This window comes from Actinomyces timonensis DSM 23838 (assembly GCF_000295095.1).
In the GTDB taxonomy this organism is placed as follows: Bacteria; Actinomycetota; Actinomycetes; order Actinomycetales; family Actinomycetaceae; genus Actinomyces; species Actinomyces timonensis.
On record NZ_JH806632.1, the window covers coordinates 1081924 to 1102053 of the forward strand.

General features: G+C 68.3%; 15 protein-coding genes. 6 read left to right on the top strand and 9 right to left on the bottom strand.

Annotated features, from left to right (window positions below):
- Nucleotides 1-5: 5 nt before the first annotated feature.
- From A1QA_RS0104830 to A1QA_RS15295, 6 genes are all read right to left on the bottom strand, one after another.
- Nucleotides 6-398, bottom strand: a complete 393-nt coding sequence (locus A1QA_RS0104830) for a very short patch repair endonuclease (RefSeq protein WP_043508281.1) — start codon at nucleotides 396-398, stop codon at nucleotides 6-8.
- 100 nt (nucleotides 399-498) lie between these two features.
- Nucleotides 499-3507, bottom strand: a complete 3009-nt coding sequence (locus A1QA_RS0104835; protein WP_017177793.1) for a Z1 domain-containing protein — start codon at nucleotides 3505-3507, stop codon at nucleotides 499-501.
- Entirely contained in the window at nucleotides 3504-4502 is a 999-nt protein-coding gene (locus A1QA_RS0104840; protein ID WP_017177794.1) for a PD-(D/E)XK motif protein, read from the bottom strand. The genes A1QA_RS0104835 and A1QA_RS0104840 overlap by 4 nt, the downstream gene beginning before the upstream one ends.
- Nucleotides 4503-4505: 3 nt before the next feature.
- Complete coding sequence (locus A1QA_RS0104845) at nucleotides 4506-6011, bottom strand: ATP-binding protein (RefSeq protein ID WP_017177795.1); 1506 nt, start codon at nucleotides 6009-6011, stop codon at nucleotides 4506-4508.
- 2 nt (nucleotides 6012-6013) lie between these two features.
- Nucleotides 6014-9427 (bottom strand): DUF499 domain-containing protein, encoded by a 3414-nt coding sequence (locus tag A1QA_RS0104850; RefSeq protein WP_017177796.1) that lies wholly within the window; start codon nucleotides 9425-9427, stop codon nucleotides 6014-6016.
- A gap of 1 nt (nucleotide 9428) precedes the next feature.
- Entirely contained in the window at nucleotides 9429-12254 is a 2826-nt protein-coding gene (locus A1QA_RS15295; protein WP_026048696.1) for a DUF1156 domain-containing protein, read from the bottom strand.
- 146 nt (nucleotides 12255-12400) lie between these two features.
- On the opposite strand from A1QA_RS15295, the gene A1QA_RS0104860 reads away from it, so the two are divergent.
- The 3 genes from A1QA_RS0104860 (at nucleotide 12401) to A1QA_RS0104870 (ending at nucleotide 14964) form a co-directional block, all read left to right on the top strand.
- The gene (locus A1QA_RS0104860; RefSeq protein ID WP_017177799.1) at nucleotides 12401-13495 is read left to right on the top strand and encodes a DNA cytosine methyltransferase; all 1095 of its coding nucleotides are present in this window, start codon (nucleotides 12401-12403) and stop codon (nucleotides 13493-13495) included.
- A gap of 196 nt (nucleotides 13496-13691) precedes the next feature.
- Nucleotides 13692-14450 carry a siderophore-interacting protein gene (locus A1QA_RS0104865; RefSeq protein ID WP_026048697.1) on the top strand — a complete coding sequence of 253 codons (759 nt, stop codon included), beginning with the start codon at nucleotides 13692-13694 and terminating at the stop codon, nucleotides 14448-14450.
- A 142-nt stretch (nucleotides 14451-14592) separates the two neighbouring features.
- Nucleotides 14593-14964, top strand: a complete 372-nt coding sequence (locus A1QA_RS0104870) for a hypothetical protein (RefSeq protein WP_026048698.1) — start codon at nucleotides 14593-14595, stop codon at nucleotides 14962-14964.
- Nucleotides 14965-14970: 6 nt separating this feature from the next.
- Here A1QA_RS0104870 and A1QA_RS13535 read toward each other — a convergent pair whose 3' ends face one another.
- The 3 genes from A1QA_RS13535 to A1QA_RS0104885 form a co-directional block, all read right to left on the bottom strand.
- The gene (locus tag A1QA_RS13535; RefSeq protein WP_026048699.1) at nucleotides 14971-15360 is read right to left on the bottom strand and encodes a ribonuclease HepT family protein; all 390 of its coding nucleotides are present in this window, start codon (nucleotides 15358-15360) and stop codon (nucleotides 14971-14973) included.
- Nucleotides 15357-15827, bottom strand: coding sequence for an XRE family transcriptional regulator (locus A1QA_RS0104880; protein ID WP_026048700.1), 471 nt, complete (start codon nucleotides 15825-15827; stop codon nucleotides 15357-15359). Before A1QA_RS0104880 ends, A1QA_RS13535 begins: the two co-directional genes overlap by 4 nt.
- 175 nt (nucleotides 15828-16002) lie before the next feature.
- Nucleotides 16003-16443: a GNAT family N-acetyltransferase gene (locus A1QA_RS0104885; protein WP_017177804.1), complete on the bottom strand. Its 441-nt coding sequence runs from the start codon at nucleotides 16441-16443 to the stop codon at nucleotides 16003-16005.
- A gap of 236 nt (nucleotides 16444-16679) precedes the next feature.
- Here A1QA_RS0104885 and A1QA_RS0104890 point away from each other — a divergent pair, with 236 nt between their 5' ends.
- From A1QA_RS0104890 to A1QA_RS0104900, 3 genes are read left to right on the top strand one after another with little or no spacing between them, the layout of a single operon-like run.
- On the top strand, nucleotides 16680-17090 hold the full coding sequence (locus A1QA_RS0104890) for a hypothetical protein (protein ID WP_017177805.1): 411 nt from the start codon (nucleotides 16680-16682) through the stop codon (nucleotides 17088-17090).
- Nucleotides 17091-17095: 5 nt separating this feature from the next.
- Nucleotides 17096-18550 carry an adenylosuccinate lyase gene (gene purB / locus A1QA_RS0104895; RefSeq protein WP_017177806.1) on the top strand — a complete coding sequence of 485 codons (1455 nt, stop codon included), beginning with the start codon at nucleotides 17096-17098 and terminating at the stop codon, nucleotides 18548-18550.
- 59 nt (nucleotides 18551-18609) lie between these two features.
- The gene (locus A1QA_RS0104900; protein ID WP_017177807.1) at nucleotides 18610-20124 is read left to right on the top strand and encodes an RNA-binding domain-containing protein; all 1515 of its coding nucleotides are present in this window, start codon (nucleotides 18610-18612) and stop codon (nucleotides 20122-20124) included.
- The last annotated feature ends 6 nt before the right edge of the window (nucleotides 20125-20130 follow it).

Sequence of the window (20130 nt, forward strand, 5' to 3'; positions counted from 1 at the left end):
AGGGCTCACGGGCGCTCGATGGACTCTTCGCCCTCGTCGAGGGCCCGGACGATGAGCCGCACGGCCTCCTCGGGTGGGACGTGCTCCCAGATCCGCAGCACCGTCCACCCCTCCGCCTCGGCCATCGCGGTGGTCTCGCGATCGCGTTCGATGTTCTTCGCGAGCTTCGGTCTCCAGTAGTCGGCGTGCGAGACCGGCAGCGTGGCATGCTCGGGACACCCGTGCCAGAAGCAGCCGTCGATGAAGACGGCGAGGCGCTGGCGGGTGAAGACGATATCCGCACGCCGACGCTTGTTGCTCCACGGCGCCATATCAACGCGGTAGCGCAGCCCTTGGGCATGCAGCAGGCGGCGAACCGCCAGTTCGGGCCCGGTGTCGCGGCGCGTGTTGGATCGCATGGATCTCGCCACTGCCGGAGATGAGGCCCATGACGCATCATCCGTCCCGTCGCGCGCCGGCCCTTGCCCCTCGGAGCCCGAGTCCCCCTGCGGCTCCGCTTCAGTCGGACTCGACGACGGGGTCATCGCTGCGGTCCCTGCGTCTGACACTGAAGGCGATTCTGCCCCTGGGGGCGGCCCGATACGGCAGTGCCAGGGAGAAGACCGTGGCGGTGTCCTCAGGCGAGAGCTCATCCGGCATGCGGCTCGGAGTTCTCTCCGCCCCGCCTCGCGGGTCGGCGGCGAAGGTGAGGAGCATAGCGCCTCTGGTGCTCGTGTGATACGCCGGGGCCGCGCCGCCACGCGGAGGCTCGTCACCCTGGGGGTCGGGCAGTCCGGCGATGGTCTCGATGGCATCGCGCTGTCGGAACGAACTGCCGGAGAAGCCCCCGCGGTCGGCGCGGCGGGTACGGCGGAGCATCGGGATGCGGATCCCGTCGGCCGTTTTGTACGAGGTGCTTTCGAGCTCGGGAAGGAGGACGGCCCAGTCCTTGAGCTTCCCCTCGTGCATGGCCCGGCGGATCATCTCCAGCGTCGGAGTGAAGTCGTAGTTCTCCATCCACTCGAAGCCCTCAAGCACCGACAGCATCTCCTCGGCGGAGATGAGTGCAACCCGTCCCGTGAATGTGCGAGTCGCAGATCCCTTGGGGTCTCTGTACTCGAAGTCCTCCGGGTCGCCGAACCGTCCCTGCTCGAGCCAGGGCCGTACGAGCGCGAAGTGCCGCTCATTCGTACTGCCGTCCCCGCGGTCCGGTTGACGGGGAAAGTCCTGGAGTTTTCCACCGATTCCACTGAAATCGAGCTTCGCGTTGTACATCTTGTTCCGGCCGGTGGGAAGCAGCCACGGCAGCTGTTGGAACACCAGTGGCGGGACGTCGATCGGGCGGATGGCGGGCCGGCCGTCCTCGTCGATCCTGGCGAAGGTCGCCAGCTGGTCGCGGAACTGCTCCTCGTCCCGCATGGTGGCGCCGAAGGCCTCGTAGAGGTCGTAGTCGACCCCTCGTGGTCCTTTGACCCGTCGCCCCATGTAGAGCCGGACCAGATCCGAGTACCCGGGTCTGTAACCGAACCAGCGGCCCATCTGCATGAGCGTGTCCGCCTGGGAGGTCCGCCGCTTGAAGTAACTGACGGTCAGTCCCTCCAGGGTGAATCCTCGGCTGAGCTTGGTGCCGCCGATGAGAACCCGCCAGACCCGCTCCCGTTGGAAGTCGACCTGGTTGTACTGCTGATCCTTGTCGCCGTTGACGATGACCACGGGATCGGACCCACCGGTCATGACGAGATCGAGCACCTCACCGATGAAGGGCTCCACCTCATCGAAGGAGGCCGCCATCGGCAGTCCCTCCTCCCACTGTCTGGCGGCCGACACCGCGGCGAAGTCCTCATCGAACAGACCGCGCAGCCGGGCCAGGGACGTCGGGGAGCCGTATCCGGCGCGCCGCCACAGCCGTCTGATCCGGTCCCCCAGCGTCGCGTGCTCCGCCTGCTTGACGGACTCGTGCACCAGCATGGTGTGGTGGCGGAAGGCTCCCGCGAGGTCGGGCTTGACACTGGCCCGCCACAGCTTGATGGCTCCGCTGAGCACGAAGGCGTCGAGTGCTGTGCCGAGCTCCTCATCGACGAGGTCCGGTTCTGTGGCGTTGTCGCCCCTGAGATCTCGGACGAAGGCGCGCTCATTCGAGATCGCCGGATCCTCCTTCTCCTCGGGTGTCAACTGTTCGAAGTCGTGGTAGGCGCGTCCGCCCCGGTACTCCTTCGGGGCGCTCAGGCTGACGATGAAGTCGCGCGGGAACACGTCCTCGGCGTCGTCCGGAGAGATGAACACGTTGGCGAAGGGCGTGGCGGTGTAGCCGACGTACTGCGCCCGTCTCAGTCGACGCATGAGATCGGCGATAAGCTTGTTGATCGCCGTCCGTTCGTTCTGCCCGGCGCGCTTCGGGTTGACCGTGTTGACGGAGGCCTGATCCGCCTCGTCGTCGATGATCAGCGTTGGGATCTCGGCCGTGCGCGCCTTGATCCGGCGAAGGTCCTTCACGAGTTTGCTCAGGACGGTCCTGTTCTTCTTCACGACGGCGATGCGGACGTCGGTCCGGTGGATGTTGTCCGGATGCCACATGGGCCGGGAGGGGTCGTTGAGCTCGTGCCCCGCTCGCGGGTCGAGCGCGTCGAGCCCGGCCCTGAGCATCTTGTAATCGTCCTTGGCGCCCGTCAGACGGCGTATGGACGGAACTCCGGCGTTGGTGAACCCGGCCCCGTAGGAGACGAACTTCCCGGCGCGCCAGTCCGCGTCGTCCGTACTGACATAGTCGACCTCGGCCAGGAGGTCCTCATCCCTCTCATCGACTCCACCGAGGATGTTCTCCCTGCCGATGAGCTCCATGTCGAGTCGGCGCTGCGTCTGGGAGCGAAGGATCTCGACCGTCCCGGTGAGGACGATGATGAGGCGGTAGCCAGCGTCGATGGCCTTGGCGATGACGCCGGTGAAGTTGGCGGTCTTGCCGCTCTGCACGTGTCCGACGACCAGTCCCTTCGACTGGTACGGGTCACGGCCCGACGGGTCGGCGAGCCGGCTGACGATGTCGGTCGTGGCGGCGTCGATCTCCGCCACGGACTCCGGCGGGAGTCTGCTCTCCAGCAGTGACCGGTAGCCGTCCCAGTAGAAGTGGTGCGCTCGGCGGCGCTCTTCGTCGTACCAGGGCGTCCAGTCCGGCGCGGCGATGACGGTGGTCCTGTCGGTGAAGACGGGGAAGGCCTCGTCGATGCGGCGGGCGGCGACGCCGGAGAGCCCGAGCAACCGCAGGATGAGTGCCCGGCGTTCGGGCGTGTGCGCGGCAGTCTCGACGCACCAGGCGCCGTCCTTCTGCGCGTCCCATTGGCCGAGGCGGATGTGGAATCGCCGCCTGCCGGGCGCATTGCGGTCCGCCCCCAGGATGAGGTCGGGGATCTCGTCGCGGGCGATGGTCGCACCGGACGGCGCGAGGAAGACCGATACCACCGGGTGCAGGTCCATCGGGTCGCTCATCCCCGTCATGGCCTGCTCCAGCGCCTTGTCGTACTGATCGATGCTCATGGCTCCGGCGTCTCCTGAACGCGTGCGGTGAACTCCCGAGGCGGCTGCGTCTCAGGAGCGAGGTCGGTGATGTCGATGCGGTAGTCGATGCCGGTCATCATCTCGGGGTGGGCGAGGATTCGGGCGAGGCCCGCCGGCGTGAGGGCGGGGAAGACGTCGTCGACGATGTAGAACCGGGGTTCGCTGCGAAGCAGGAGTCGTGTCGTGTAGAGCCGTTCCGCATCCGTGCCGGCCATGCCCAGTGCGGCCAGCTTCTCATCGAAGTCGGTGCGATGGCGACGCAAGCGGCTGCGCAGACGCGCGATCATGGCGGGCAGGGTGAGGGCGCCCTCGGCTGCACCGGCCAGCGTGACCTGCACGGACATCAGTCGCAGGGTTCTGCCGGACGTGGGGGTGAGCTGGCCGAGACCGTGGATGATGTGCGTGCGGCGTTCGCCTCGGGTCGTCTTGACCTCGACGTCGTAGTCCGCGAGGACGAAGTCGTGCTCCTCCCCGTGGGGCCCCAGCCACGCGGCCAGGGCCCGCGTCGCGCCCAGGCCGTCGATGAGACGGTCCAATGCGACCAGTTCCCCGAACAGCCCGGTCTCCTGCTCCTCGCTCAAGCGCGGCACGCGTGACAGCAGTCCCCGGTAGGCGTCCAGTGCGGAGTGCAGCGCGCGCTCCATGTCGTCGCCCCGTTGCAGTTGGTCGACGATGGACTGCAAAAGGGAGTAGGCCTCGTACTCGATGTCTCGGGCGTCGATGGTGACGCGGAACCAGACGGTCTCGTCACCGGGCTCCTCGAACAGGTCGGTGCGGATGATCCGGTAGGCCGAGACGTCGATGTCGGCTCCCGTGGCGGGCGTGCGCAGTGTCAGCTCGCCGCGTGGCGGGTCGATGCCGAGGACGCACACCGGCGCGGTCGAGAGCCGCTGCTCGGAGGGGATCCCCGCATCGATGTAGGCGGCCAGCGTCTCGGGGCTCAGAGCGCTGGCGTCCTCAACACGCCCGTCCATGGTCTACTCCTCCTCCGTGCGACGCCGGAGCTCGTCCGACAGCGCCGCATCGATGATCCTCTCGAAGGCCTCGATCTCCCTCTTCTCCCGCGCACCGAGGAAGGAGCCCTCGAAGAAGCGCGAGTAGATCAGGTACACGAGGGTCTTGAGCAGCGGTGCGTCCTGCGGATCGGTGCTCGCCGAGAACAACCGCCGGTGGCGCTCGTTGAGCTTGAGGACTCGCTGCTCGATATCGACGTCGATGAGTCTGCCCTCCGGCATCCGGCTCCAACGGATCCTGATGGGATCGGCGCCGGCGAACTCCACGGAGTCGCCGATGACGTCGTAGACCTCCCGGCTGAGACCTCCCACGGGCTCGACCAGCTCCACCGGTCGCCTCTGCCGCCTGCGACCCGCCATGGCCGCATCCTGGGCGGCGTCGAGCAGGTCGTTGAAGGTACCGATCTCCTCGCCCACGGCGCCGTGAATCGCCCGGCGCATCTCCGGTTCGAGGACGACGCCGCTCTTCTCCGGGTTGATGCGCACCACGTCGAGCAGGGAGTCGTCCACGTCGATCGCGATGCGCAGGTTCTCGTAGTCCCTTCCGCCCTCGGTGACGTAGCTCCAGCCGCCGAGTTGCAGGAGGCGGTCCCTGCGGTAGATGTACAGGCCCTGCCCGCCCTTCGCCGATGACAACCGCTGCGACGCCAGGACTCCGGGGGCGGTGAGGGCGGTGCCGGACAGGATGGTGGCGGTCATGTTGAAGGACGTCCGACCGACCTCGCTCACGAGCAGGTGCGAGCGGGTGGCGGCGGCCTGCCGGGCCAGCGGGTCGAGCGCCCGTACCCTGCGCGCGGAGCCGGCCCGTTCCGACTCGACGTCGTACTCGTCGATGGAGATCTCGACCCCGCCGCGCTCGATGATCCGCTGGAACACGAGTCCGAGGTAGTCCCGGACGTACTCGACGAGCCCGCTGAGCCAGGAGCGCCGCTCCTCCCGGTCAGGGCTCGTCAGCGCGTTGTGGAATCCGAGCCAGTGGACGACCGTCCCACTCACGTGCGGGCCGGCGCCGGTGCGTGCGAGTGGGCCGTCGAGGACCCGTCCGACCTGCGCGGCGTCGAGCGTCTGCACACGGGTCGGCTCGTCCCTGGTGATCCGGCGTCCGACGGGAAGGCCGCCGATCGCACGGGTGTAGACGTCGAGGGTGTCGGCCTGGCTGAGGGAGGCGGCCTTCAGTCCGAGCCCGTAGTGGCCCAGGTCCGTCTCGCCGTAGTCACGACGGCGGGAGAGGGCCATGGCTGCGTCAATGCCGGCCTCGTCCATGCCGTGGCCGTCGTCGATGACGAGCATGCCGGTGACGTAGTCGTCATCGGTGAGGATGCGGATGCGTACCTGTGAGGCGCCTGCGTCGATGGAGTTGTCGACGAGGTCGGCGAGCGCCGTGGGGAGCTCGTGATGGGCTCCCAGGGCGTCCGCGATGGACGGGTCGGGCGGAACGGTCCGGGAGGAGACCGCGGTGATGTCCTCCATGGTCACCCCTCGGTGAATCGGCCCGGCTTGAGACCGAGTGTGCGGGCGTTCTCCGCGACCGTGCGCACGGTGTCGGCATCGAATCCGTTGTAACGGGTCGCGTCGATGGAGACCTCGATGTTGAGGCTGTCCGCGCCGCCGGCTTTCAGGTGGGCGATGACCTCATCGGCCAGCAGCGCGAGCTGGGCGGCGATGTCCTTCCCGGGGTCCAGCTCGGCCACTCCCTCGAATCTCGAGTTGGCGACGGGCTGCGGCTCGGGTGCCGGAGGGACGGCGCGCCCGTCGCGGGTGGAGTCGGATCGGGTCGCGGTGGCGTCGGGTGCGGCGCCCGTGTCATCGGCAGGTCCGGGCTCGCGCGACTCCGCAGACGCGGCAGTCCTCCGCTCCTCCTCCTCACGGCGGCGCTGCGCACGGGCGAGCGCGGGGGAGACGAGGAGGGTCGTGTCGGTGATCCTCGGCGCCTCGTCCTCCAGCGGGAGGCGCAGGTCGCGGAAGTCGCCCCGCTCGGTGTCGTAGTCGGCGGCGAGGGCGAAGCCGACGCTCTCCCAGCCGATGTCATCCATGACGGAGGCGACGGCCTTCTCCAGCACCCTCCGGTCCCGGAGGCGCGGCATGTAGGGGTAACGGGTGAAGTAGGACCACAGCTCGCCGACGGTGATCCTGCCCCCGTTCCATCGGGCACGAAGGTTCATGCCCCCGAGCTCAAGGGCCACGGCCGTCGGGGTGATGTCGGTCAGGACGATGTCCTGCTTGCCGAGCCTGAGGCCGGCGCGCACGGCGATCCGCTGCTCGTCCCCCTCGATCTTGACCGGCTCGATCTTGAAGGGGCGGCCGCCGTTGTCCTGGACGGGGTGGAGCGCCCAGATCCACGCACCCGCCACGGAGCGCTCGGCGACGCTCTGGGTGTCCCGCCTCTTCTGGCGTGCCTGCTCGGCCTGGCTGGCCGTGAGGTCGTGGTCGCGGATCGACTCCTCCTTCGCCATCTCCGACCACGCCATGTGGATGCGCAGCGCCTGCTCGGCCTCGGCCCACCGTCCCTCGTCGGGGGCGACGGTGATGAGGGTGTTGACATGGTTGCGGGGCGCGGAGCCGCGATGGTGCAGGAGCTCCTCGGTGAACTCCCTGCCGGGCCCGGTCACCTGCGAACTCCGCCCGTTCCTGGCGGCGACCGTGCGGTCCGGGCCGAGGATGACCAGTGTCGTCTCCTGCTTGTCGGGGACGTCCCCGGTGGATGCCGGGGCGACGATGACATGGGCGAACTCGCGGGCGCTCGCCGCCATTCCCTTGAGCATGTCGACCGCCTCCCGGGCGACGTCGGCGGTGTCGAGGGAGGCGGCCCGGTCGACGACCATCCGGTTGATCGACGGCTGCCGGTCGTACCAGCTCCGGGTCCCCTGGTTGTAGACGTAGGTGGCTCGGTCGGTGAGCATCTGCAGGGAGGAGCCGAAGTTGCCCAGGGTGTCCCCGGGCATGGCCACGCCGAGGAAGAGGCGCTGACGGTCGATGCCCTTGTGGGCGGTGTCGAGGGTGGCGGCGGAGCCGAGGAACAGGGTGCGGGCGATGCGCCGGGTCAGTGCCCGTCGTCCGAACAGCTCTCGTTCCCGGTCGATGCGCAGGGGTGTGGCGTTCTCGCCGTCGATGTCGGTCTCGATGATGGTGCGCCAGGCGTCGTCGAGGTAGCCGGCGATCTCATCGCGGACGGCGTCGTCGTCGAAGGGGATGGAGCCCGGCATGATGAGGGGGGCGTCGTCGTCGGCCTGGACCAGGGAGTGGACCACGGCGCTCATGAGGCGCAGGACGCCGCGGGTGCGCTGGAACCGTTCCAGGGAGGACCAGTCGCCGTAGAGCCGGTCGAACAGCTCGGGGTGGATGGGGTAGGCCTCGCGCAGCCGCCGCTCGTAGTCCGGCTGGAAGGTCTCGGAGGGCAGCTCGCCGCGCTGCCCCCGGTAGTAGTCGACGAATCGTTTGATGGTGGCGTCGCGCTTGCGGAGGGCCTCGGCGTCGAGGTCGGTGAACAGGCGCCGGCGGACGATCTCGAAGCTCTCCCCGGAGGTGGCGGGGCTCCAGTTGTGGGCCACGCGCCCGACGACGTGCTGGAGCCGCTGGAGGGCCTCGCGGCCGCCGTCGCCTCCGATCTCGAGCTCGGAGGCGCGGGTGACGGTGCCGTCCTGGCGGATGTCGGAGGCGGGGATGGAGACGAGGAGGAGGGCCCCGGGGGTGCCCTGGACGGCGGCGGTGAGCTCCTGGGCGAAGGTGAACTGGGTGTCGAAGCTGCCGCCGGTCAGGCCGTCGCGCCGGTACAGGCCGCGGGCGTAGGCGACCCACTCGTCGATGAGGATGAGGGCGGGGGTGTGGCGGCTGATGAGGGTGCGCAGGGCGGCACCGGGGTTGGTGCCGGTGCGGTCGGCCTGCGCGATGAGCTCGTGGGCCTCGGCGCCGCCGAGCTGCCAGGCGAGCTCGCCCCACAGGGTGTGAACGACCGTTCCGTCCGGTTTGGTGGTGGGCTGCCCGGGGGAGATCTCGTTGCCGACGATGGCGACGCGTCTGACGTCTTCGGGGATCGAAGTGTCGGCGAGCAGCTCCTGGACGTCCTGGGTGAGGTCCTTGAGCGGGGTCGGGCCGGCCAGGTGCCAGGCGGCGAGCATGGAGTGGGTCTTGCCGCCGCCGAAGGTGGTCTGGAGATTGACGACCGCCTGGGCGTTGGGGTCCCCGGACAGCCGCCGGGCGGTCATGGTCAGGAGGGTCTTGAGCCCCTCGGTGAGGTAGGTGCGCTTGAAGAAGCCGGCCGGGTCGCCGTACTCCTCACTGCTCTCCCCGTGGGCGACCTGGTGCAGGTCGGCGGCGTACTCGGCCTGGCCGTAGCTGCCGGAGACGATGTCGGGGTGGGGGCGGACGACGTCCTTCCAGGGTGCGAGGCCGTTCTCCCCGAGGCCGGGCATGGCGACGGCGCTCGCCCGGGTGTCGCGCCTGGTGGCGGCGTCGAAGGTGGAGTGCAGCGCGTCCCGTTTCATGGCGCGGACCTGGTCGGCCTCGGCGGGGGCGTTGATGGCCCGCAGGAGGCGCTCGGCGGTGTCGAGGGCGCGGTAGGTGTCATCCGCACTGAAGGGGCTGCTGTGCGCCCATTTGTTACGGACCTCGCGCAGCTCTCCGGCGAGGTTCTGCTCGCCGCGGGAGAGGATCCCGCTGAAGAGGAATCCGAGGTTCCCGATGCGCTCGGTGATGATGCGCAGCTGGCTCTGGGGGTCGGAGGGTTCGTAGGTCCGGTCGGGTCTGCCGTCCTTCCAGGCGAGGAGGTCGGTCCAGGTGCTGCCGGCGGGCACCTTCGGGGCGACGGCGACGGCGATCCAGGGCTCCAGGGCTCCGGAGAGGATCTCGATGGCCCGCCCGATGCGGTCCCGGTTGGAGGTGGCGGACATGTCAGTGGTTCTCCAGGGTGTCGAGGTCGAGTGCGGTCTGGATGTCCGAGCCGGCGCTCTCCGCGGTCCGGGCCGCGGCGGCGATCTCCGGCCAGGAGCCGCCCAGGGCGTTGAAGAGGAGGCCGGCCTCGGTCCAGCCGTGCTTCTCGGCGAGGGAGTAGAGGCGGTAGGCGAGGGACTGGAGGATGTCGGCGCCCAGGCCGCGTTCGGCGGCGGCGGAGAGGATCCGCCCGGCCTCGTCGATGCCGCGCCGGTCGAGGGCCCGGGCGAGGTGGAGGACCACCTCCCAGTGGGAGATGCGGTCGTCGGCACGGGGGTCGTAGTCGTCGGGGAGGTCGGCGGGGGCGATGAGGCCGACGCGGCCGCCGCCGGAGGTGAGGACGCCGGAGCGCTTGAGGGCGTCGATGGAGGCGTTGCGGGCCGAGGCGAGGGTCTCGGCCTCCCCGTAGGTGCCCTCAGTGAAGCCGTGGGCGTCGAACCAGGTGAGGCACCAGCGGGTATCGGGGTCGAGGTCGCCCTCCTGCTCGCCGAGGACCTCGTCGAGCACGGCGTTGATCTGGGTGAGGGCCTCGGAGACGCTCATGTCGGTGCCGTCGGGGCTGATGACGCGGGAGTATCGGGAGAAGACGCTCATGCCGGGGCCGATGGCCGCCTGGGCGAGGTCGACGGGGGCGATGCCGCCGCTGCGCAGGGTCTCGACGGCCTCGGGGAGGGTGCGGCGCAGCTCGCGCATGAGGCTGCGGCGGTCGGTCATGGGGGCGTCCTCGGGCCGGGGCCGCAGCACGAGGACGATGGAGGAGGCCAGGGCGTTGGTCCCGGAGGCCACCATGCGGTTCCCCAGCTCGGAGCGCATGGGCCAGGTGGCGGTGATGCTCCAGCCGGAGCGGATCATTCCCTCGAGGATCGTGGACCAGCCCGTAGAGGTCCGTCCGTCGACACTGGTTTCCGACTGTTTGAAGGCGTAGTAGACCGTCATCGGGTAGTCCGGGTTCGCGCTCCGGCGGGCGTTGGCGAAGACGGCGCGAAAGCCGTCCTCGAAGAACCTTTTCGCCCCATCCTTTCCCCCGTGCCGGTACTGGTTCGCGACCAGCTCCTCGGCCTTGGGAACGAGCATGGTCGAGAACAGGGAGGGGTGAACATCCTTGAGGGAGCGGCGCAGCCACACGTAGAAGAAGTCAGACAGGTCCGAGTAGCCGATATTGTCATAATAAGGCGGATCAGTGGAAACCATGCAGTGACTCACTTCAACAACATCCGCGCCGAGTTGATCAACCTTCGCACAATATCTCGAAGGCAATTCGAGCAACACTCGAGCAATCCAGTCAACCTGCCCCAAGTAATTGCCAGTCGAACCGGACAATGGATTCGATTCCACGAAATCCCAGGTCATAGGGATGGCTTGACGCGAAAATACATTACGGACACTCTCGCGCCCCGAATGCCACGAACAAATCGAACAGTTATAGTCAGTTAGCCTTGACACTCCGGCGGCAAGATACGTAGCCACTGCGGCCGCATAGGCCACAGCTTCAGCGCCCCCTGAGTCGAGACAATCACCCTCCCCCATTCCGGCGGAAAGAGCATCCAGCAGCACTTGCTTTCGCGCCTCTGCTACCAGATCTGAGAAAGTGGCCAATGCTGTCAACTGCCGCGAGGTGAAGGCATCACTCCAGGTCGGCATGCCATACATCGGAAGCCGATCAACATCATGATTACGTGTCGGCACCTCTTGACTGGGGACATCGGCGGGACGCGAAACACTCAGCGCCACATCAGTATGCGCCTCCGTCGGTTCGAGGTACTCCCTTCGTCGATCACCCTCTGCCGCAATCGCAATGAGTTGCTGTCCGAACCCCCGAGATGCTGCCTGTTGACGAATGTAGGCATTGTCAATCAAGGATCCACAGGCCAAGCACCTTCCCTTTCCTCCTGAGATCGTCCCATCTTCCTGCTTCGTCGGCGCCTGCTTGGGATCGTGGCCGATGGAGTACTCGACGTGGTCACCAACAACCGTCGGGACGATGTAGGCCTCCTTGCCCTTCTTCTTCCCCAGCCACCACGACCGCACGAGCGGCGCCTCAATGCCGCAGGCCGGGTTGGGGCAGGTGACGGTCCGCGCCCAGATCCAGGCGATGACGGTCGCCTCCGATCCGTCGGGCAGCTGGGCCCGAGGGTAGAGGTGGCCGATGCGCCTCCAGGCCTCCTCACGCATCCACTCCCCGTAGCGGCGCACGTCCTCGGCCAGGCCGTGCGCGCCGGGCCAGCTGCGCGTGCCATCGTCGGCGCCGGGGAAGACCGGGGCACGGCCGGCGAAGAGCGGCGGGATCTCGATGAGGGCCTTGTTGATGAGAACGGCCACAGGGTTGAGGTCGGAGGCGTGCGCCTCCAGGCCGAGCCGCTGTGCCTCCAGGGGGATGGAGCCGCCTCCGGCGAAGGGGTCGAGGACCGCGGGAGGCTCCTCCCCCGTCGAGCGGCGGATCTCCTCCCTGACCTCACGCATGAGGTGCTCATCACCGATGTTGTCCCAGTTCACCATGCGGGTGATGAGGGTGAACAGGCGGCGACGCTCCGCCTCCACCGCCCGCTCCGCAGCGGACTCCGGGGCGGCCTCGCCCGCGGCCCGGGCCGCCTCCAGGAAATCCTCGTAGCGCTCGGAGGGGTCGTCGACCAGCTGGGAGAAGAGCACGGCGCGGGCGGTCGCCAAGGGGCGTCTGGCCCACCACAGGTGCAGCGTGGAGGGGTGCCCCTTGCGGATGGACTTCTCCCGAGCGGACTGCTGGTTGATGGCGTCGAGAGGCAGCGCCACCTCAATGAGCTTCCTGGGCACGGGAGTCCTTCCTGTCGACGGAGAACGGGGGAATTCTCCGCGGGTGCGAACGGGAACATCCTACGACCGCCCGCCGACACGAATCACACCCTTGAACCGACGGTGAGCCTCGATTCGGTGTCGTACCGGCCGGCTACCCTGATTCCATGACTGCCCGCCCCATCCGCGTCCTCGACCTCTTCGCCGGGGCGGGAGGTCTCACTGCGGGCTTCCATGCGGCGTCGTCCCGCTTCCGCAGCATCGCCGCCGTCGAGATGGACCCTGAGGCCGCCGCCTCCTACCGGGCGACCTTCCCCAAGACCGATGTCTACGCGGGCGCCATCCAGGACTGGCTCGCCGAGGGGACGATCCCCGCAGGCGTCGACGTCGTCGTCGGAGGCCCGCCGTGCCAGGGGTTCAGCACGCTCGGCAAGCGGGACGCGGAAGACGCCCGCAACCGGCTCTGGGAGCAGTACGCCCAAGTCATTCAGAGGGCCAGACCCAAGTACTTCGTCGTGGAGAACGTGCCCGCCTTCGGGAAGTCGCCCCAGTACCGCGACTTCCTGGCCGCCACCGCGCCCGGGGAGTTCCTCGAGGACTACTCCTTCGACTTCCGCGTCCTCAACGCCGCCGACTACGGCGCCCCGCAGGCGCGCCGGCGCGCCGTCCTCATCGGGCACCGCAACGACATGGCCGCCCCCGGGTTCCCGGAGCCCACGCACTCCCCGGACGGGGGAGGCGACCTGCCCCCGCACCGGACGGTGCGGCAGACGCTTCTGGGCGTGCCCGCGCAGCCCGACATGGACGAGCGCTTCGACCAGCTCCGCACCCGAGTCGGCTCACGGCGGGTGCCCGGCGCCTTCTCCCCCCGGGAGCTGCACGTCTCCCGGGGCTACAGCCCCAAATCACGCGAGCGCTTTGCCGCGATCCCCGAGGGCGGGAATCGGGCGGATCTTCCGGACGACTTGAAGGCGCCCTGCTGGCTCCGGCACACCTCCGGTTCCATGGACGTCATGGGACGCCTGCACTGGGACCGCCCCTCCGTGACGATCCGGACCGAGTTCTTCAAGCCGGAGAAGGGCCGCTACCTCCACCCCGTGGAGAACCGCGCCATCACCCACTACGAGGCGGCGCTCCTGCAGGGATTCCCCGACACGCACCGCTTCATCGGCTCCCGCACCTCCATCGCCCGGCAGATCGGCAACGCCGTCCCCATCCCATTGGGCGCCGCCATCGCACGGCAAGTCCTCGCGCAATTCTGAGGACGATCCCGAGCACCGGCTCCGTCGATACATCTCAGGATTCCCAATACGTTCAACCCGGCCACCCCGCTCACCACCGGATTTCTTTCGGCATTTTCTCCAGCATTCTCAGCAGGAGACCCTAAGCAAGCCTTCAACCATTCCGGTTATGGTTCGCCTGAGCACGAGATCAGACGACCGGGAGGCGGACACGCGCATGGCACGTGGTGGGAGGGGATTCCAAGGCACAGTGCTCAAGGCGCTGCGGGCGCCGGAGCACAAGCTCACGATCACCGCAGTGCGCGAGCTGGCGCCCTACGCCGAGCTGACCGTCCACTGCCCGAGCCTGCTGGGCACCGGCGCCGCCATGCTGCCGCCCACCGCCTGGGTGCGCATGCGGATCCCGCAGGGCGGCCACCAGCACCAGCGCGCCTACACCATCACCCGCATCAACCGCGAGCAGGCCACCGCCATCATCCTGGTCCTGCACCATGAGCCCAGCGGTCCGGCGTCGCTGTGGTCGAAGCGGGTCAGCCCCGGAGCCACCGTGTCCGTCCAGCTCATGGGCGGAACCGGCTACCGCATGCCGTCCCCCGGTGACCGGATGCTCCTGGTGGGCGACCAGGCCTCCGCGCCGGCGCTCGCCGACGCCGTCGCCGCCTCCCCACCGAGCAGCCTGGCCACCGTCGTCATGATGGCGCCCGAGGCCGGCTACCTGCCCCTGGCCGCACGCGACCATCGACTCATCCGGGTGAGTCCCGAGGTCTCCGAGGAGAGGCTGCTGGCCGCCGTCGACCGCACCCTGTGGGCGGACACCGGAGACCTGGCCCTGGACTGGGTCTTCATCGCCTTGGAGAGCAGCGCCACCAAGGCGGTGCGGCGCCACCTGATCGCCTCTGGCCTGAGCCGGCGCAGCATCCAGCACCAGGGCTACTGGACGCGCGACGGCGCCACGGGCGCACCCTCCGAGGCCTGAGGCCGGAGCCCTGCCCCCCAAGGCCCCGGGACCTGAGCCCGGCCGGCGTCGACTCACCCTCACCACCGGCCAGGCTCCGACCAGGACACCGGCTTAGACTGGGAACGTTCGCAACCGCAACCCGTTCGCCGAGGTGCTCGACATGCGACTCATCAAGCCCGCCATTCTTGTCCTTGCCCTGGCCGTCCTGGTCACCTCGATCCGGAGCATGCTGTTCGGGTGGCAGCTCAACAGCCTCACCTCATCGCTGTGCATGCTCCTGCTCGGCCTCATCCTGCTGCAGGCCCAGAACTCGGGTCCGAGCGAGCGCAGCCTGCCGCCGTCGGGCGTCCGACTGCTGGGGGCCGTCGGAGTCATCCTCTCCGGGCTCGTTCTCGCGCGCGGCCTCTACCGGTCCGACGTCGTCGCGCTCCTCATCCTGCCCGCGCTGGGCCTACTGGGCTACGTCCTGGCGCGCAGCCTGAGGGACCGGCGGACCCGTGAGGTCACCGCGCACACGACCTCGGCCCGATAGGGCCTGTCACCTGCTTGCACGGATCCGGTCCAAGATCTCGGGAACACGCCGAGTGATTGCCATCCAGAAAAGACTGTCATCCATCGAGCGATAGCCTGCGTGAGCCGCAATGTTGCGTGTGGTTCGAATGGCCCGGCGTTCGTCCTCGGAGATCGCCGCCAGGTAAGGCATGAACTCAGGTCGCTCCAGCAGAGCGGCAAGTCGGATGATCACCATGCAGGCAACGTCATAGGCTTGAGCTCCGTCGTAAAACTCTTCTCGTCCGTGCGCGATGACGACGTCGATCCGGTCACGAATCAGCGCAAGCTCGGCGTCCAGATTCTCACGATCATGGCGCCTTGCCCCATCCTGCCTGGTACGCGGAGTAAAGCGAGCCCGTTGATGCTCCTCGTTCACAGCGGCACCGCCTCTCGTGCGGCGTCAGTCAGCTGAACAGGTAGGGGGGAGTCGGAAACGACGTCGGTCGGGAACCCAGTGAGTCTCTCAACGTCATCGACGAACAGGGCCAGGTCGAACAGGTCGGTACTGGTCGACGGCGTGACCAGAAGGTCGATGTCAGAGTCGAAGTCATCCTCCCCGCGGACTGACGACCCGAAAACGCGGAGGTTGCTGAGGCCATGAGATTCGGCGCAGGCGAGAATCTTGTCGGCCTGCATGGCAAGCGGGAGTGACGGTCGGTAACCGGCTGCGCGCAGCACCGCCTCGAGCAGCTCGTCGGACACCGCACGCGCCCCGGACTCCACCTGCATCAAGACCGACTCGTTCAAGCCAACACGCTGGGCCAACTGCACCCGTGAGAGCCCTGCATCCAGACGCGCAGCACGAATAAGTGCCGGTGCGTCATCAGTGCGGAAGCGACCCATGAAGTCAGCATATGGCACAACCAGCCGCTCGGGTCCTTCGACGACGTCGGTCGAGGACGTACTTTCGGCGCGAGGACTGCGTTGTCCCCCAGATGGCTGGGGGCGCAGCCGCGTCGTTTGGAGGAGAAGTACGTCCTCGGGGCGAAACGCAGTCCTCGACATGCGCCGTTCGGAATCAGGACCGCCGCACGCATCGGTAGCGGCGGCGCCCCGGCCAGCGCGGGTCCAACGGCGCAGGGTCGATGTCGAAGTCGAGCGCCCGGTAGAAGCCGACGGCATCGTCGTCGGTCTCGGCGACAACCTGCCCCGACACACTGGCAAGGGCATCAACGAGCGCCCGCCCGATTCCGTCGCCACGTAGCCCCGGAGCCACGGCAATGTACTCCAACACGACGCCATCGGGTCGAGACACGTAGGCAGCTACCGACGTGGGCACGCCCCGCGGGCCCGTACCCACGACCTCCATGAGCACTAGCTCCTCAGCAATGATCCTGCGCAGCTCGGCGTCGGGCAGTCCCGCGGCCTCGCGCATAAGAGCCAGCATCTGCTCACTGGCCAGGTCCTGCTCCACCAGAACTCTGACTGCCGCTCCGTGCTGGACCCGGTCCGTCGTCATAACCGCATTATCCACTGACCCGCACAGCACCCAAGGCATCACAGAGGCATCACATTCTCCCTGGTCGGAACTTACTTCACGGGTCCGGGGCCGGCGGGCCGTATAGGCTGGTGGCGACCGGGGAGCGCTCCCCGCCAACGACGACGGACCACTTGTTGAAAATGCCACAAGGATCCGGCAGGATTTTGCCCGGTCATACCATTCCCCACCATGTCCGCCCTAGAAGGTCATCAACCATGCGACTCCTCCCTCCAGTCGTCTTCACGCTTGCCACGACCGTCCTGGCCCTGACGGTCGGCGGCGGCCTGTTCGGCTGGGAAACCTCCCTCCTGACGCCTCTGAGCCTGCTGACGGTCAGTCTCATCTTCCTCCAGGCCCAGCACGTTCAGCGCGCCGAGCCGTCCCAGCGCATCCCGGGCCCCTCGGTCCTCGCACTGGCCGTCATCGGCCTGGGGCTGGCGACCGCGCTGCTCGGCCACGGCCTCTACAGCCATGAGCCCGCCGCCGCCATCAACCTGCCGTCGGCCGGCATCCTGCTGTACGTCATCGTGACCGCCTACCGCCGACGCCGCCCCGAGGCCCAGCCCGCCCTCATCTCGACCCAGGAGGCCCCACTCGCAGAGATCGGCGCCAACCTGCCACAATGAGTGGCATGGTCGATCTCTCCACCGTCTCCCCCGCCATCGCCCTGGGCCCCCTGGACGGCCGCTACCGCGCCGTCGCCGCCCCGCTGGTCAACCACCTCTCCGAGGCCGCGCTCAACCGGGCCCGCCTGCAGGTCGAGGTCGAGTGGCTCATCCACCTCACCGACGGCGGCGTCCTGCCCGGCGCCCCCCGCCTGAGCGAGACGGAGAAGAACTACCTGCGCGGCGTCGTCGAGGACTTCGGGGCCGAGGAGATCGCCGAGCTCGGTGCCATCGAGGCCGAGACCCGCCACGACGTCAAGGCCGTGGAGTACCTGCTCAAGCGGCGCCTCGCCGCGGCGGCCGAGGCCCCCGGGGTGGTGGGCGCCGACGGCGGTGCCTCCGTCCTGCCGGGCGTGGGCGAGATCGTCCACATCTTCTGCACCTCCGAGGACATCAACAACCTCGCCTACGCCCTCACCATCCGCTCGGCCATCGCCGAGGTCTGGCTCCCGGCCGCCCGCGGGCTCGTGGCCGACCTGGCCGCGATGGCGCGCGAGCACGCCGACGCCGCGATGCTGGCGCGCACGCACGGCCAGCCCGCCACCCCCACGACGCTCGGCAAGGAGATCGCGGTGCTCGCCCACCGCCTGGGCCGCCAGGTCCGGCGCGTCGAGGCCGCCGAGTACCTCGGCAAGATCAACGGGGCCACCGGCACGTACGGAGCGCACGTCGTCGCCGTGCCGGGGGCGGACTGGGAGGCGGTGGCCCGCGGCTTCGTCGAGGGCCTGGGCCTGACCTGGAACCCGCTGACCACCCAGATCGAGTCCCACGACTGGCAGGCCGAGCTCTACGCCGACGTGGCGCGCTTCGGGCGGATCGCCCACAACCTGGCCACGGACGCCTGGACCTACATCTCGCTGGGCTACTTCCGCCAGCGCCTGAGCGCCCAGGGCTCCACGGGCTCGTCGACGATGCCGCACAAGGTCAACCCCATCCGCTTCGAGAACGCCGAGGCGAACCTCGAGGTCTCGGGGGCGCTGCTCGACACGCTGTCCGCCACGCTCGTCACCTCCCGCCTCCAGCGCGACCTCACCGATTCGACGACGCAGCGCAACATCGGGGTCGCCCTGGGCCACTCCCTGCTCGCCATCGACAACATCCGCCGGGGCCTGGCCGGCCTCGACGTCGACGCGGCGCGCCTGGCCGAGGACCTGGACGCCACATGGGAGGTGCTGGGCGAGCCGGTACAGCAGGCCATGCGGGCGGCGTCGGTGGCCGGGGCCACGGGCATGGCCGACCCCTACGAGCGCCTCAAGGAGCTCACCCGCGGCAAGAAGGTCACGCCGGAGGGCATGCGCGAGTTCATCTCCGGACTCGGCATGCCCGACGACGTCGAGGCGCGCCTCATGGCCCTCACCCCCGGGACGTACACGGGCCTGGCCGCCTCCCTCGTCGCTCACCTCGGCGACGAGCCCGCCTGAGGGCCCCGGGCGCGCCGGCTCATCAACAACCTCATCGACAATCATCTACAATTTTGTCCATGATTGTCGATGACGAGGGGCTGACTGGGGCTCTCACCCGCCTTAAGCGTGATGGAGGGGACTGCCTCGACATCGAGGCCAAGACCTTCAGCTCATACTCGCCCAAGGCGCTCGGGCCGACCCTCAGCGCCTTCGCCAACCTCCCCGGTGGGGGGACGATCCTGCTGGGCGTCAGCGAGAGCCCACTGCGTGTCGTCGGCGTGGACGATCCCGCCGCCATGATGAAGTCTCTCGTGGCACAGGCTCGTCAGGGCTTCTCAACGGCGATCACCGTCAATACCAGGTCGATCCGAGTCGATGGGCACGAGGTTGTCGTCGCCAACGTGTTCGAGGTGCCCACGAACGCCAAGCCCTGCCGCTGGAACGAGACGAAGGCCGCCTACCTGCGCCAGTACGACGGCGATTACCGCCTATCGCCTCAAGAGGAGCAGCAGTTCCTGCTACGCCATACCCGGCCGCGCAATGATTCAGTCGAGGTGGCCGGGACGAGCCAGGCCGACCTCGCCCCCGATCTTGTGCCGCAGTTCCTCAGGGCAGCGCGCTCGGGCTCCACCGCGCTTCGAGGCGAGAGCGACGATGGAATCCTTTCGAGGCTCAACATCCTCACCGAGCACGGCACACTCACACTCGCTGGGCTCTACGCGCTGGGAAGCTACCCTCAGAAGCAGTTCCCAAGCCTGGCGATCACCGCCGCCGTTCTACCCGACGACGGTGATCGGGCCCAGGACCGACTGTCCATCACAGGACCGGTCCCCCAGATGCTTCGTGAGGCGGTTGAATGGGTGGAGCGAGTGACGACTTCGCGCATCGTGTTCTCCGCCGATGGTCATGGGTGGGATGCTCATGAATACCCGATGGTGGCTGTCCGCGAGCTCATCGCGAATGCCCTCATCCACCGGGATCTATCGGAGCCCGCGCTGTTGAAGTCCATCGAGCTTCGCCTTCTGCCCGACCGCCTCGTCATCTCCAGCCCTGGCGGGCTGTGGGGCTTGAGCGTGGATCAGCTGGGTACTCGAGACGGAATATCGGCGGTCAACGAGTATCTGTACACGATCGCGACTTTCACCTCCGACGACGAGGGCCATCGGGTGATCGAGGGACTGGGAACCGGGATTCGGGCGGCGCAGCAGGCAGTGCGCGACGCACATCTCGCGCCCCTGAGATTCCTCGACACGGGAGTCCGATTCACTTCCCTCCTCCCCCGCACCACCCTCACAGATGCCGCGCTCAATCCACAGGCACCTGAGCGAGCCGCAGAACCAGCACCCTCGAGCCCAGTGACCGATGGGATCGGCGACGAGGAAGTACCCGCAGAGGTCGGCGCGCTGACCCACAACGCCTCGGCTGTGTGGCGAGCGCTCGGGGGTGGCGCGGTCACGCGGTCCACCATCGCCGGGGTCACAGGCTTGAACAACCGGCAGGTGTCCTACGCGCTGAGGCTCCTCGTTGAGCATGGATTCGTCGAGATCATCGGCGGTCGAGGAGATACGTTCACGACCTATCGACGTCGCTGAGTAGCC

Excerpts from the sequence above, each read along its gene's own strand:
- A1QA_RS0104860 (WP_017177799.1), top strand. The coding sequence starts at position 12,401 with ATGACTGCCCGCCCCATCCGCGTCCTCGACCTCTTCGCCGGGGCGGGA.
- A1QA_RS0104835 (WP_017177793.1), bottom strand. The coding sequence starts at position 3,507 with ATGAGCATCGATCAGTACGACAAGGCGCTGGAGCAGGCCATGACGGGG.
- A1QA_RS0104890 (WP_017177805.1), top strand. The coding sequence starts at position 16,680 with ATGCGACTCCTCCCTCCAGTCGTCTTCACGCTTGCCACGACCGTCCTG.
- A1QA_RS0104870 (WP_026048698.1), top strand. The coding sequence starts at position 14,593 with ATGCGACTCATCAAGCCCGCCATTCTTGTCCTTGCCCTGGCCGTCCTG.
- A1QA_RS0104845 (WP_017177795.1), bottom strand. The coding sequence starts at position 6,011 with ATGGAGGACATCACCGCGGTCTCCTCCCGGACCGTTCCGCCCGACCCG.
- A1QA_RS0104850 (WP_017177796.1), bottom strand. The coding sequence starts at position 9,427 with ATGTCCGCCACCTCCAACCGGGACCGCATCGGGCGGGCCATCGAGATC.
- A1QA_RS0104885 (WP_017177804.1), bottom strand. The coding sequence starts at position 16,443 with ATGACGACGGACCGGGTCCAGCACGGAGCGGCAGTCAGAGTTCTGGTG.
- A1QA_RS0104865 (WP_026048697.1), top strand. The coding sequence starts at position 13,692 with ATGGCACGTGGTGGGAGGGGATTCCAAGGCACAGTGCTCAAGGCGCTG.
- A1QA_RS0104900 (WP_017177807.1), top strand. The coding sequence starts at position 18,610 with ATGATTGTCGATGACGAGGGGCTGACTGGGGCTCTCACCCGCCTTAAG.
- A1QA_RS0104880 (WP_026048700.1), bottom strand. The coding sequence starts at position 15,827 with ATGGGTCGCTTCCGCACTGATGACGCACCGGCACTTATTCGTGCTGCG.
- purB (WP_017177806.1), top strand. The coding sequence starts at position 17,096 with ATGGTCGATCTCTCCACCGTCTCCCCCGCCATCGCCCTGGGCCCCCTG.
- A1QA_RS0104840 (WP_017177794.1), bottom strand. The coding sequence starts at position 4,502 with ATGGACGGGCGTGTTGAGGACGCCAGCGCTCTGAGCCCCGAGACGCTG.
- A1QA_RS0104830 (WP_043508281.1), bottom strand. The coding sequence starts at position 398 with ATGCGATCCAACACGCGCCGCGACACCGGGCCCGAACTGGCGGTTCGC.